The 13,577-nt window shown below is 65.0% G+C and carries 12 protein-coding genes; 6 read left to right on the top strand and 6 right to left on the bottom strand.

All coding sequences use genetic code 11. The features are described from left to right. The first annotated feature begins 29 nt into the window (after positions 1 to 29). Complete coding sequence (locus BU198_RS41385) at positions 30 to 1,289, top strand: MFS transporter (protein ID WP_188301856.1); 1,260 nt, start codon at positions 30 to 32, stop codon at positions 1,287 to 1,289. A 97-nt stretch (positions 1,290 to 1,386) separates the two neighbouring features. Here BU198_RS41385 and BU198_RS41380 read toward each other — a convergent pair whose 3' ends face one another. After that, complete coding sequence (locus BU198_RS41380; RefSeq protein ID WP_188301855.1) at positions 1,387 to 1,686, bottom strand: hypothetical protein; 300 nt, start codon at positions 1,684 to 1,686, stop codon at positions 1,387 to 1,389. Here BU198_RS41380 and BU198_RS41375 point away from each other — a divergent pair. The 5 genes from BU198_RS41375 to BU198_RS41360 all read left to right on the top strand — a co-directional run bounded on the left by BU198_RS41375 (position 1,676) and on the right by BU198_RS41360 (position 6,583). Next, positions 1,676 to 2,641, top strand: a complete 966-nt coding sequence (locus BU198_RS41375; protein ID WP_188301854.1) for an adenosine kinase — start codon at positions 1,676 to 1,678, stop codon at positions 2,639 to 2,641. The two genes, BU198_RS41380 and BU198_RS41375, sit on opposite strands and share 11 nt — an antisense overlap. Further along, positions 2,638 to 2,781 (top strand): hypothetical protein, encoded by a 144-nt coding sequence (locus BU198_RS41370; RefSeq protein ID WP_188301853.1) that lies wholly within the window; start codon positions 2,638 to 2,640, stop codon positions 2,779 to 2,781. The genes BU198_RS41375 and BU198_RS41370 overlap by 4 nt, the downstream gene beginning before the upstream one ends. 538 nt (positions 2,782 to 3,319) lie before the next feature. After that, positions 3,320 to 4,255, top strand: coding sequence for a CAP domain-containing protein (locus tag BU198_RS44125; protein WP_188301852.1), 936 nt, complete (start codon positions 3,320 to 3,322; stop codon positions 4,253 to 4,255). Positions 4,256 to 4,769: 514 nt separating this feature from the next. Further along, entirely contained in the window at positions 4,770 to 5,162 is a 393-nt protein-coding gene (locus BU198_RS44120; protein WP_317620539.1) for a hypothetical protein, read from the top strand. Beyond that, the gene (locus BU198_RS41360) at positions 5,159 to 6,583 is read left to right on the top strand and encodes a PIN-like domain-containing protein (RefSeq protein ID WP_188301851.1); all 1,425 of its coding nucleotides are present in this window, start codon (positions 5,159 to 5,161) and stop codon (positions 6,581 to 6,583) included. Before BU198_RS44120 ends, BU198_RS41360 begins: the two co-directional genes overlap by 4 nt. 412 nt (positions 6,584 to 6,995) lie before the next feature. On the opposite strand, the gene BU198_RS41355 is transcribed toward BU198_RS41360, so the two are convergent. Genes BU198_RS41355 through BU198_RS41335 form a run of 5 tightly spaced genes read right to left on the bottom strand, consistent with a single transcriptional unit; the run spans position 6,996 to position 13,575 of the window. Then, on the bottom strand, positions 6,996 to 7,463 hold the full coding sequence (locus BU198_RS41355; RefSeq protein WP_188301850.1) for a DNA phosphorothioation-associated protein 4: 468 nt from the start codon (positions 7,461 to 7,463) through the stop codon (positions 6,996 to 6,998). Next, positions 7,463 to 9,520, bottom strand: a complete 2,058-nt coding sequence (locus BU198_RS41350) for an AAA family ATPase (RefSeq protein WP_188301849.1) — start codon at positions 9,518 to 9,520, stop codon at positions 7,463 to 7,465. The genes BU198_RS41355 and BU198_RS41350 overlap by 1 nt, the downstream gene beginning before the upstream one ends. Next, positions 9,517 to 9,693, bottom strand: a complete 177-nt coding sequence (locus BU198_RS41345) for a hypothetical protein (RefSeq protein ID WP_188301848.1) — start codon at positions 9,691 to 9,693, stop codon at positions 9,517 to 9,519. Before BU198_RS41345 ends, BU198_RS41350 begins: the two co-directional genes overlap by 4 nt. Positions 9,694 to 9,739: 46 nt before the next feature. After that, a complete protein-coding gene (locus BU198_RS41340; RefSeq protein ID WP_188301847.1) occupies positions 9,740 to 11,887 on the bottom strand; it encodes a DEAD/DEAH box helicase family protein in 2,148 nt (715 codons plus the stop codon). After that, the gene (locus tag BU198_RS41335) at positions 11,887 to 13,575 is read right to left on the bottom strand and encodes a hypothetical protein (protein ID WP_188301846.1); all 1,689 of its coding nucleotides are present in this window, start codon (positions 13,573 to 13,575) and stop codon (positions 11,887 to 11,889) included. The genes BU198_RS41340 and BU198_RS41335 overlap by 1 nt, the downstream gene beginning before the upstream one ends. Positions 13,576 to 13,577 lie beyond the last annotated feature (2 nt).

The following is a 13,577-nucleotide window of genomic DNA, read 5'->3' as shown; positions in this document are numbered from 1 at the left end:
GACATCCGGACGAGGGAAGGAGACGCTTCTTGTTCGCCCCGTACCGCCGTCTTTTCGCCCCCAAGGGGAGCCTCGCGTTCACCCTGTCGGGGTTCCTCGCGCGCCTCGCGCTGTCCATGTACGGCGTGAGCACCGTGATCATGGTCGCCTCCCTGCGCGACTCCTACGCGCTGGCGGGTGCCGTCTCGGGCGTCTCGCTGGCGGCCACGCTGGTGACGGTTCCGCGCATCAGCAGGCTGATCGACCGGTACGGGCAGGCCAGGGTCGCCGTTCCCGCCGCCGCGGTCTCGGCGCTCGGGTCCGTCGCCCTGATGCTCTGTGCCCACTACGACACCCCGGCCTGGACGCTCTTCGCGACCGGCCTCTTCTCCACCGCGCCCAACGCCGGCGGCATGGTGCGGGCGCGCTGGGCGGAGATCTACCGGGACGACGAGCAGTCCCTGCACGTCGCCAACTCCTTCGAGCAGGTGCTGGACGAGATCTGCTTCATCGTCGGCCCCATCCTCACCGTCTTCCTCTGCACCGCGCTGTTCCCCGAGGCGGGGCGGCTGGTGGCCATGGTGCTGACGCTGGGCGGCACGTTGCTGCTCGCGGCCCAGAAGTCCACGGAACCGCCGGTGCAGGAGCCCGACCCGTCGGCTCCGGCGCCGCTGCGCAACCGGGGCCTCCAGGTCATGCTGCTGACGTTCCTCTTCACCGGCACTATCTTCGGTTCCCTGGACCTCGCCTCCGTCGCGTACACCGAGGAGCTGGGGAACGCCTCGGCGGCGGGTGTGGTGATCGCCCTCCAGGCCGCCGGCTCGGCGGTGTCCGGTGTCCTGTTCGGGCTGGTGGTGCCGAAGGGCAGGATCACCACGCGGTTCCTGCTCGGCCTGGCCGCCATGGCGGTGCTGATGCTGCCGCTCCAGCTGGCCGGGAACCTCTGGTCGCTGTGCCTGCTGATGTTCGTCGCCGGTATGGCGAACACGCCGACCATGGTCACCAGCATGACGATGGTCCAGAAGCTGGTGCCGCGCTCGCAGATCAACGAGGGCATGGCGCTGGCCGTGACCAGTCTGCTGGGCGGCATCTCGCTGGGTTCGGCCCTGGCCGGTGTGGCGGTCGACCGCTTCGGCCCGGCCACCGGCTACTGGCTGGCCCCGGGTGCGGCCGTGGTGGCCCTGGTCGTCTCGGTGCTCGGTGCCGAGCGGCTCCGGGCCGCCGACACCGCGCCGGAGGACGCGGAGGAGGGCGGCGGCACGGAGAGGCCGGCCGGTGGCGCCTTGGTGTCGCCGGCCACCGAGTCATGACAGGGGCGACGGGGAGGACCGGGTGACCGGTCCTCCTCCGAACCCGACCGGCCGGCCTGCCCGCGCGCTCGTGGGCAGGCAGGCCGGTGCCGTCGTGTCAGGCCGGCCCTTCCCTCAGCGCCGTGATCACGGCGGCCGTCCGGTCGGGCGAGCCGGGCTTCAGCAGGACGGAGCCGACCGGGCGCTTGGCGCCGTGCGTCAAGATGCCGGGCACACGCGCGATCTGCTTGTTGGTCAGCCTCATGGCGACCAGGGCGAGCGTCTCGGTCCCGCACGGGGTCGGCGACACGGAACCGGAGCCCTGGCCCACCACTCGGGCCCCAGGGCGGTCGCCGACCTCCACCGCGACCTGTGACACCACCCGCACCAGAGAGGAATCCCACCCCATGAGCACCACGACCGACATCCTCGTGCTGGGCGGCGCCGGTGTGGACACCATCGTCCACGTCCCCGAGCTGCCGCTCCCGTACGCCGACAGCTACATGATCGAACCGGGCATCGTGACCCGCGCGGGGCAGAGCGGCGACTTCGTGGCCCTCGGCGTGACCGCGCTCGGCCTGCGCGCCCACCACATGGACCTGCTCGGTGACGACCCCGAGGGCGACCTGGTCCGGGCGTTCCACCGGGACCGGGGCATCCCGTTCACGGAGGTCCCCTCGGCCCGGGGCACCAAGCGGGCGGTCAACCTGGTCGGCCCGGACGGGCGGCGGCTCTCGCTGTACGACGACACCCGCTCCCAGGAGAGCGACCGACTCCCGGACGCCACGGTGCGCGCCCTGGCCGCGGCCGGCCGGCACGCCCACGTGGTGATCACCTACCCGTGCGCCCTCGCCCTGCCCGCCCTCGGCGAGGCCGGCGTCACCATCTCCACCGACCTGCACAACTGGGACGGCGCCAACCCCTACCACGAGCCCTTCGCGCTCGCCGCGGACCTCGTCTTCCTGTCCACCACCGCCCTGGCCGACCCGGAACGCACCATGCGCGACATCACGGAGCGCGGCCGGGCCAGGATCGTCGTGGCCACCGCCGGCGCCGAGGGGGCGTACCTGCTGGCCGAGGGGCAGTTGACGCACGTCCCCGCCGTCACCCCGCCCGGCCCCGTGGTGGACACCAACGGCGCCGGCGACGCCTTCGCCTCCGGCTTCCTGCTCGGCTGGCTCGCCGGCGAGGAGGTACGCCGCTGCGCGCTGTACGGCGTGGTGGCCGGCGCGTACGCGTGCACGGTGCCGTCCACCCGCGCCGATGCCATCGGCCGCGACGACCTGCTGGCCAGGGCCGCCGAGCTGCTGCCGGCCTCGTCCGCGGACACCCGGACCGCACGGACGGCCGAGTCCGCGAGGGGCGGCGCATGACGCACCCGGCGGCCGACGGGCTCAGGACCGGCTACGACGTCGCGATCCTCGGCGCCACCCGGGCGCGCCAGGTGCTGCGCGACCCACGGGCGTTGCGTCGCCGCGGTGCACAGCTGCGGGAGCGTTCCGTCGCGAGGTAGCGCTGAGTGGATGTGACAGGTACGCTGCGTGTCGCTGGTTGAACGCCATGCGGGCCCGGTTGCCGCTCCGTGGGGGGAGTCGCGTCCGGGCCCGGACGCCGGCCAGAGGCCCGGTTGAACTCGTGGGGGAGTCTCAGCCGGGCCCGTCGGCAGGGTGATGGTGGGATGCCCCTCCGGGCGCGGATCCAGACGTGCGAACCGTCCGGTCGGGGCGTGGTTCCGGGTACGTCCGTCCAGCGGTGGCCGTTGCGGCCCCAACGGGCGATCAGGGCATCGGCGATGACGGCGCCTCGTCTCGTCCTCTGATTCATCCCGGCGGCTCGGATGGCCGTTCTCGCTGCGGCCCATGAGCGGAAGAGCAACCCGGGGCGTGGTGGATGCCGCCCCGGGGCCCGGAGCGAGGTGCCCGGGTCGACCGCACCCCCACCTTCCCCGCCCGCGTCGACACGTCGTTGATCGGCTGTCTACCCGGCCCTGATGTCCTGCTCTGCGCCCGCCTGCTCATCCGCACGCGGTCCACCGAGAGCAGGAGATCCCCGTGTCCCACCCGTCCACCCGCGCCCTCCGTCCCGGCACCGGCACCGCCACCCGCCGCCGCACCCGGCTGGCGGCCCTGGCGCTCGCCGTCTCCGCGGTGTCCGCGAGCGGTGCCACGCTGCTGGCGGCGCCGGCGAACGCCGCGACCGCGGGCGTGGTCGAGCAGATGATCACGATCCAGGACCACCAGAACCACCACTCGCTGGCCAGTTCCGACGGCGAGGGCTCGCGGATCGTCGCCCGCGGCTACCAGGACGCCTCCACCTCGTTCTGGATATCGAACAAGCCCGGTGACCGGGTCGACTTCGCCCGCAACGTCAACGGCACCGAGCGCGTGCTGGAGATGGACACCCGGGACGGCCGGTCCACCCAGTTCATCCACTGGTGGGCGGGCGACAACCAGCAGTGGACCCTGGAGTCCGCCGCCCAGGGCGGCACCTACCTCCACAACGCCAAGGGCAACGGCTGCCTGACCTACCACGGCCTCGACCGGGAGGTCACCGTCGAGGGCTGCGACGGCAGCATGTCCCAGCGGTTCGACCTGGTCGGGTCGGGCACCGGCCCGGGCCCGGGCCCGGTCACCTCCGACCAGCAGCGCTTCCTGGACCGGCTGAACGCCGTGCGCGCCCAGTACGGCAAGGCGCCGGTGCGGCTGAACTCGACGCTCTCCCAGGCCGCGAAGTGCAATGCCGACCAGATGGACCAGCGCCGGGTCTCCGGGCACTTCTGCAACTCGTCGGCCATCGCGGCAGGCCTCGGCTACACCGGGCGGGGCTTCGGCGAGATCGCCTTCTACGGGCCCACGAACATCGACGCGGCCGTCGACGGCTGGACCAACTCCCCGGGCCACCTGGGGATCATGATCGGCGACTACAACGAGGTCGGCCTGGCACGAACGGGCGCGGCCTCCTGGAACGCCGACTTCAGCACCCGCTGATGTCCACCGGGGCCGTTCCACCTCCCGGAGCGGCCCCGGTCCGGCCGGGCTCTGTGAGCTGGTGCGTACCCGCGGCCGCGGACGAGGTCGTGGGTGGCTTTGCGGGCGCTGCCCCGGTGTCCGGATGTCCGTGCGGGCTCGTCGGCGGAGGTCTTTACCTGATGCAGCTGATGGTCGCCGCCGGAATGGGGGTGGGCCTGCTGCCTGTCGGTATCCCGCTGCACCCGGGCGTGCGCTTCGTGGCCCTCGGACCCGCCGGTGGTGCTGCGCGCGTACGCCGTAGCGCGGTACGGGCGCCTGGAGTGGCCCGCGCTCGCCCTGGTGCTGGGCTCGGCCGGCATCCCGAATAGATCAAGGTCATGCGGTGGCACTTTCCGTGGCTCGGGGAGATCTGACAGATGCCCAGTGGTCGGTGCTGGAACCATTGTTGTCGAAGGGCATCAAGACCGGCCGGCCGCCGGTGCACACCAAGCGGCAACCGATCAACGGCATACGGTTCCGGACCTGAACGGGCATACCGTGGCGGGATCTCCCAGATCACTACGGGCCGTGGGAGACGGTGTACGGGCTGTTGTTCTGCCGCCGGCAGCGCCGCGGCACGTGGCACCGCATCGTTGAGCAGGTCCAGGTCCGAGCAGATGCGAAGGGCCTGATCACCTGGGACATTTCCGTGGACTTCACGATCGCACACGCGCACCAGCAGGAGGCCGGCGCGCGCAAAGGGGGGATCTGCAGGTCGAGCCGCCCGGTGGTGTATTCACCGAACCCCGGCTCACGACTGCTGGCTCTGCACCGTGGTCGAACACTGCTTCAACTTGCCCTGGGAGTCCGTCTATTCGCTTCCTGGGTTCCTGTCTGTCGAGGTACCGTCGGCTCACCGACGTCACTTGGGGGGTTACGGCGATGAGGCAAGGTCTGTTCGATGGGTTTGAGGCCTACCGCAATCCGGGTCCCACAGACTTCAAGGCAGTGTTGGAGCAGGGCATGGTGGTACTCGACACCAACGTTCTCCTGGACTTGTATCGCATGAACGCGCGGGTCCGAGAGGACATGCTTGCGGTGCTCAAAGCGGTTGAGCAGCGGTTGTGGGTCCCCCATCAGGTCCTGGTCGAGTTCTGGCGCAATCGACATGGTGAGGAGTTGCTTACTTATCATCACAAGAAGGCTGAGGCGGCCAAGAAGACCTTGGATGATGCCTATCACAAGGCTGAAAGGGCAATCGAGGACTGGGCCAAGAATGTCCACATTCGTGAGGTTAGCGAATCCGTTGCACCTTTGGAGCTGCGGCTGAGTGAGGCGCGGGCGGCATTTAACGGTCTCCAGGAACTGCTGCGCGCACAGGCGGATCGAGACACGGTGCCGGGCATTCGTGACACAAACACTGATCCAGTGATCGGTGAGCTCGAATCACTGCTGGCTGGACGTGTTGGTGAGGCCTACGATGCCGAACGGCACGTTGCGGAGATTGCACTTGCCAAGGGACGGGCAGCTGAGAGAATCCCTCCGGGATTTAAGGACTTTGAAGATGGTAAAAGTGACGGGGAAGCCGCCGGGGACTATCTGGTGTGGCGTCAGCTTCTCGATGAGGTCTCTGTCAGGAATTCCGATGTTCTGTTTGTGACGCGAGACCTCAAGGAGGACTGGTGGCGACCCGGAAATCCGCAGCTGGCTCGGTTGCCTCATGTTCGTCTCGTCGAGGAACTGCGCGACGTGACAGGGCGACGCCTTTTGATGGCTGAACCAAGTGTGCTCATGCAGCAAGTCGACAGAGTTTTTACCCTCCCCAAGGAAGTCGACAGTAACTCGGTCGCGGCACTTCAGCACTTTGAAATCGAGGAATCGGAAAGCAAGGCTTTGCGGCAGGCAGGTGCAGGAGCGAGATATCGATTGGCTCAGGTGCCAGGTGGTCGAAGCGGCGACTACGTCGAAATCATTTTGCTGATGGCGCAGTTGGTCGAAGAGAGCGGGCAGCTGGCTTCTTGTATTGCCAAATTCATCAAAGAATTCCCGAGCGTTACTCTTGAATCGGAGGCTCGGCGGCGATTGCTGAATCTTGTTTCACTGGGGCTTGCGGTTGTACAGGGAGATTCAATTGCATTGACGTCGGCTGGTCTTCGCTTTGTCGAGACTTGTGACGCAGAGTTGCTCTGCCGGCTTTTTATGGAGAGGATCGAGGGGGCCTTTGAAGCGCGAAACCTCCTGCGAGAGGGAGCCGATGCGGCGAATCTTAGAGATCTACTGATTGCACTTCCTGGGCTTGAACTCAGTGGGACACAGAGCGATCTGGTGGTGCGATGGATGGGGAAGCTAGGGCTACTAGCAGCATAGGATTTTCTTGGCGTTCTACGGCCTGATGAGGTCGGGACGCGCCAAAGCGACACGACATACCGGGCGAAAACAGAAAGAAGCCCATGGAAACGCGGTGTCCGCCGGAGGATCGACCGGATTTCTGCCCCGCTCAGGCCCACTTATCGGAGGCCAAGGCCACTCTCTTTCCAGTTATTCCGCGATGATCAAGGGCCGGCGGGTTCCTGTGGTTCAGATAGGGTTGTACATGTGGGCGACGGCCTGCACCGCAGGGTGCAGGCCGTCGCCGTTTCATGGAGCATCTTGTCTTCATGCAGGGGAAGTGTGCTGGGTGCAGGCTCGGGCGCGCTGGGTTCGGTGCTGTCTTCATCCTGGGCCCGCAGGAGCGAGCCGCCGGAGCCGACCAGTGGGTCGAGGTGCTGGACGACGCCTACTACCAGTCCAGATCTGCGGAAGACATCAAATCGCCGACTTCATCGACTTCTTCGGGGGAAGATACCAGGGATTCGAGCACCAGGGCACCGATGATCTGATCAAGGTCACGGACGGCTGCAGTGTTGAGCTCACCGCGGATGTAGCTCAGCCCGCCGTTCGCATATTCCTCGAAGATTCGTACGCGCTCGTCGAGTCGGTCATCGGCGAGAATCTTCGGGTCGTCCTGGACTTCTACGGCTGCGAGCATATCGATGAGGACATCACCATACTGACGTCCGTCCATCAAGGCCAGTCGGATAGGTTCCCCTGCCTTTTCGAACTCTTCCCGCCGCCCCTTTCGATGTCCGAGTGCGGCGGCGAACATCATGCATTCCACCATATTGCGAAATGGTCCGTTTTTACCATGAATTTCATTGAGAAGTTCTTCATGCTGGGCAGGCCTGCGGAAGCGGTCGACGGAGGCCATCAGAAATTCACCTTCTCCAGGACAGTGTGCTCGAATTCTCCGTGGGAGACGTACGGGATCGCGCGATTGTTTATCTCGATGGTTTCTTCCTTCGCCTGCCTGTTGGGGGTGAAAGAGCGAAGGACATACATGCTGGTCGCCGACACCTGAAGGTTCTCCATGACCTTGCCACGGGCCTGGGACTGGGAGAGGAGTGTGACGATCTGTGAGGTCAGTTCAGGGAGGGCCCGGGAGATCTCCTCCTGGTAGGTCAGGTCGAGGCTCCCGAACGGTGCATCCATGACCACTGGGTAGACGCTTCCCCCGCCGGCAAGCACGTCATCGGCGCCGCTTCTGCGGTCGCGAAGATTTTTGGCGACTTCCGATACCGCTCCGACGAACGAGAGGCCGAGGATCTGATTCTCTCCGGTGGAGCGGATCGCAACGCCGGCCGGCGACTTGAGGTGCAGCTCGAACGCGTCGTCGATCTCGGGAGTGTAGGACTTGATGAAGATTCGAGAGAAAACCTCCTTGATCTTCTGGTCGAGCTGTTCGCGAACCTCTTCCGTCTTCAGAGTGAGGACCTCCGCGAAAGCCTCTCGCACTTCTTCGACAAGATTCATTTGCCGCTGAACCTTACGGGACTTCTCGCTCACCCCTTCCTCCTTCTTGAAGAGGCGCCTGTTGTTTTCTATATCCTTTTCGATCTGGGCTTGGCGTTCCTTGTTTTGGTGAAAATCAACCAGAGCTTGGGTCTTCTTTTCGGCGTACGTCTTGCGGCGCTGCTCAAGGCGTTGGACATCCTGAATGTCGACGCCCTTCAGCTGCCGCTCAATCTCACTTCGCTCAGCATTGAGTTGGTTGATCGCCTCGTTCACCAGCTGGACATCTTGAGAATTTTGCTGGATGTCTGCAAGGAGGCTGGTGCGTTCGTCGCGGAGGTTTCGCATCTGTCCATCGACGTAGAGCCATCGGGATTCGACATCCGCCAGGCCGGCGTTGTAGCGGCGACGTTCAAGCTCGACGAACTCCGGGGTTCCTGAATGGAGCGGACGCCCGCACATGCACTGGCCGTCTTCCAGGAGTCCGTCGATGAAGCTCCGCTGGATGCCGGCAGGAAGTTCGCGGCGCTGGCGCATACCCTCCGCGAGCTTCATTACGGCTTCGTCCGTGCCTTTAGTGAAGGCGATGAATCCACTTTTGGAAAGTCGTTCGCGCTTGCGGGCCTTCAGCTCCTCGAGCTTCTCGGACTCGCTGGCGATCCTCCGGTTCAGACTCGCCCGCTGCTGCTGTAGTGGGGCAGCCTGGCTATTGGAGCGAAGCGCCCGTTCGGCTTCTTCGACCTCTCGCTGGTAGCTGCTCGCGTCCTTCGACAATTGCAGGCACTTGGCCTCGAAATCAGCGAATTGCTGCTCAAGGCGCTCGATGGTCTCGGTGAGTCCGCTGAGTCTGGCGTCGCTCCGCTTGTCGATATCGCGAGCCAGTTGCTTGGATACCTTGGGGAGGTGCTGGTGGATGGCGCGTTCGATCGTCTCCAGGTTGAGCAGCGTCTTGATGGCGCGCTTGACCTCGTCGTTGTTCTCTTCGCCGGTGAACATCTTCTCCATGCGCTCGCCATTGAAGAAGAAGAACCGGCGCAGTCCTTCAGGGAGGATCTTCTCAATGCGGTCCTGCCCGTTGATGACGCTCTTGGTTTCACCGTCCGCCGAGGTCTCAGTGACTGTGAGCTGTGGTGCGGCAGTCGTTTGGTCGTCGGAATTCTTGGTGACCGTGACGTCTCGGGTGACCGAGAAGTGTGTTCCTTCGTGTTCGAAATCAAGTCGGACTGAGGCGTTGATCGGCTCGCCGAACCCGGCGTCCGCCCATGCCTTGTCGTGGATGATTCGGTGCTGTTGTTCAACGTCGTCGGAGAAGGTTCCGTACAAGGCCCAGGCGAAGGCATTGAGGAGCGTGGTCTTTCCTGCGCCGTTATTGCCGAAGATCAGCACTGCAGGCTTTCCTTCCTCGGTGGCCAGGTCGAGAACCTGTTCTCCGTAGAAGGCCCGGAAGTTTTTGAGACTCAGCCTGTGAAGCTTCACTTGACCAGCCTCTTAACTTCTTCGACGATGCCAGGAACAACCTGTGAGGGGTTGCTGATGTGAAGGAACTCCCGCTCCAGCTGTGTCACCTTATGTGCGAGCTGACGAGCCTCGGGTGAGAGCGCGCTCAGCACGTCGCGGGCGGTGCGGCGGGGGGTGGGCTCTGTGGTCAATTCGGCTCCAACTGAGAAGGCAGGAGGTTTGGCTGGCTGAGGCTGATCATGTGTCGAACAGACCGTAGCGCGTGCGCAGCGGGCGCAGAAGGTCGAGGGTGTGGGCTTCGTTCTCAGCAAGGCGTGCGAACTCTTCGACACGGGCGAATTCGCCGCGGAGCATGCGTCGTTCGGCCTCGTACTGCAGAGCGCTGGCGCCCTCAGGCGGGACGACGATGAAGTCGATGATCTCGGCCGTGTCCTTACCGTCGGCCTTGCGTAGGACCCGGCCACGTCGTTGGATGAACTGGCGGGGATTGGACGAGCTGGCGAGGAGGTAGGCGGTCCGGGCGGCCGGTACGTCGACGCCTTCGTCCAGACAGCGCATCGAGGCGATGGCTTGGAGGTTCGCACCGTCGCTGAAGCGGCGTAGGACGTCCTGGCGATCGGCTCGTCCGGTTTCGGAGGTATAGCGGGCCACCGGCATGTGGAGGTCGGTACCGGTCATCATCATCACCTGGTCGAGCTGGGTGGGCTCGGCAGTGCCGTTCTCGTAGGAGAGGGGATGACGGCCTTCGGCGCAGTAGATGAGTTGATGCCCCTGCTCCCGCCGGCGTTGGAGTTCCTGCTTGAGGGCGGGCAGCTTGGTTCGTGCGTGCCCGAGGATGTTGGCGCGCTTGCGAAGCAGCGCGCCGAGTGGACTGTCGTCGTCCAGCGGATCGTTGCCCTGACGGGATGCCATCAGCTTGGCGATCTTGCTGGTGACGGTGACGTAGAGCTCGGCCTCCTCGTCGTCCAGTTCGACCAGTACAGGCCAGTAGGTGTAGCGGCACAGTGCGCCGAGCTGGATCGCCTCGCCGATGCCCATCTCGAAGGCGATGTCTCCGAAGTAGTCGGTGAGGGCGTCCGTGCCTGCATCGTCGAACCACCGTTCCGGTGTTGCGGACAGCCCGAGCCGATACTGGGCATTCGGGGGGAGTCTGGTCCGCAGACGGGCAGCTCCTAGATTGTGCGCTTCATCGGCGATGAACAGAAGCTGTCCTCGGTAACCACTCAGGAAGTGTTGGAAGGGTTCCTCACCGAACGTCTTGTTGGTCGTGATGACGACTCCGGCCTGAGTCACCCCCAGAGCGAGTCCGTGCCGTAGGTCAGCGGCACGCTGGTTCCAGACGCTGGTGGATTCGTAGGCCCGGACGGCCGTCACACCGAACCGTGCCACGTCATCGGCCCACTGGTCCACGAGGTGTTGGTACGGGACGACGATCACGGTCAGCAGGGGGTTGTTCCTCTTCAGGAGCATCGCGCTGAGCTGAGCCGCTGCGGCCAGCGCCGTGACCGTCTTACCGGTGCCCGTGGCCATCCGGAACATGCCTCGTCCCCGACGGGCAAACCAGTTCTGAACAGCCTCCCTCTGATAGTCACGGATACGAAGGTCCCGAGGAATGGTGAGGATCCGGTGCGCGCCTGCCGACTGGTCGACCGACATAGGCGCACCGTCGCTCGGGAGCTCATCAAGGTCTGAGCGATTTGCAGTGCTACGGGCAGCCTGTTCGACGATCTGTTTGGCGGCCTCGGTGAATGGCAGGACCCGCAGCAGTTGTGTGCGGTCCTGCCAAAGGTTATCGAAGTCCTGGCTTATGCGGAGTGCCCGGTCCGCGTCACGGGGATCCCAGCTCCGGAAGACCTCGATGGATTCGAAGTTTCCTACGAGCCCAGAGCGTGTCTCGTTGGCACTGCCCTTGAACGCGATCAGATCCCGGTCATCGCGGAATACGCCTATCTTCTCGTGGTACATCCCGACTCGGTTCCCGCTGGACACGTAAGCCAGTTTGAACTCCACCCGGCCGGTCGCGACGAGCTGTCCGAGCTTGCCCAGCCCCCGGGCCGCACACGGTTCCTCGATCGCCTGGCACAGGTCACGGAGCGCCGCTCGTTCAAGAACATCGCGCAGGGCGTAGCCGGCTTCGATGTCCGCGACATCCTGCAGTTCGAGATAGGGGGAGGCGATGATGCGCATCACGCCCCCGCGTGCAGCGAAGTCATCCAGACCCTGGCCCAGCAACGCAAGGCTGGAGGAAGTGAAGTACCCCACCGCTCGGTCATAGCGAGTGGCGACCCGCAGCGCCGGCAGGTAGAAGTCCTGGACGATGTGACCACGGTCGCTCCGGTACTCAGGGCCAAGACCGGTGTCACGCAATCTGGTGATGGGGTCCATCAAATCAGTCCCATGTCTTCGATCAGGTCGTCAACCGTGGGGGCTCCAGGGCGGTCTGATGAGCTGTGACCGCTGGGGGCGGGGGAGCCGGCTTGCTCCTCCTGTATGTCCGCCAGGCGGCGCACCAGACCCTTGCGAACGGTGAAGGGAGGGGAGGACATGACCTGGCGGAGGCTCGGCTCCTTGACTCCGAAGTCCCTCACCAGTTGGCGAACGACATCATCGGCACCGATTGCGCCACCATGCCGGTCGACCAGGTCACTGACGAGTTCCTTCATCGGTTTGTAGACCGGTAGCCCCCATTCACTGAGCGCCCAGAGATCCTTGGCCGAACGATGGAACCGCGGGTCTGTATCCAGCTTCTGCTTGAGATAGGTGGGCTGAATACGCAGTCCGGACCGTTCCCTGAGTTCGGCCGTCGAGAGGGGAAAGCCCTCGTGTGCGAGTACTTCGGCTGGGGCATCCAGCTGGGATCGCGTTTTCGGTTTGGATGTGGGCTGGTCCGGCGGAAGGGGTGCCAGGGTCCAGCTGTCGCGTCCGAGTGATATGACCTGTTCGTCCTTTGTCAAGACATCACGGAGCGTCCGAAGCCGTACCCGACGGTCGAGGCGCTCCACGATCTCTCCTGCCGTCAGGGAGACGCCGGTGGTGAGCAGGACGGCTCGGCTGTCGTCTTGGAGAGACTGCAGCCACTCAGCCCTCTCAGCGTTCGAGTCGGTAGGTTCGTCGTCGGATTCTGCCGCATCGTCAGTCCCTTCCGGGTCTGTGGCGGTGTGTACGTGCTCGACCGCGGCGGTGTACCGCCTTCCGGTGCCGAGAGTCCAAGCGCCGGGTACAGCTGCTACGGCGTCACGGATGCTTCGTGAGAGCAGGCCAAGCTCGCCCTCCGCGTTGTCCGCCGTCTTGAGGATCTGCCCCAAGGTGACCGGGCCCGCGCCCTCATGCTCGGCGTGCATGAGGCTTGCAAGTCGAGAAAGTGCCTTCGGAAGCGAAGGAGAGTAGTACAGCGCCTCGTCGTCGATCTCTGATCGGCTGCCATCGTCTTCTACGAGGTTGGCTTCAGGCGCCGATGCGCGGACAGTCCAACCTTGGGGCGTCCGCCAGGTCTCAAGTCCGCAGTAGGTGAGCCAACGCTGCAGCTGGGGTTCGTGGAGCGGTACGGGAGTGTTCGCCGCGGTCAGGCAGCGCCGGGCCGCCTCCAACGTCATGACCTGCAGGGGCTCGAGGTCGAGGACCTTGAGTGTTCCGGCGACGCAGCTCCGAATATCGTTCTCGAACAGCCACGGGCCGTTCTGGGCGTCGCACCATCTCAGGCCGAGCAGGATGTTCAGCGTCGTGATGTCGTAGCGGTCGCTCAGCGACGCACCGAGCCACGCGTGGCGTGCGACCAGCTCCTCCCACTCCGTGGGTACCAGGAGTTCGTCGTCCACTGCGGTCACGGAGCCCAACGCTGCCGTGTCCTGGAGGAGGGTCTCGTCCAACCTGAGGTGAAGTTGGTTCCGGGTCTGTCGAACGATGGCGACGGGTATGGCGTGATTGTGTGCCAGATGGGTCAGCGTCAGCGGATTACGGGCGCAGAGATGCCTCTGCACGAGGTCTTGCTCAAGAGCGCCGAGGCCCTCGAACCAGTCCCTGAGCGCCGCCACGGCAGGGTGGTCGCGCATGCTCTGGTGGCGGTTTGCTGCCATCG

The organism is Streptomyces sp. CBMA156 (genome assembly GCF_014596515.1).
Lineage (GTDB): Bacteria > Actinomycetota > Actinomycetes > Streptomycetales > Streptomycetaceae > Kitasatospora.
The sequence above is the reverse complement of the archived record's forward strand: the minus strand, read 5'-3'. Positions and strand labels throughout refer to the sequence as shown.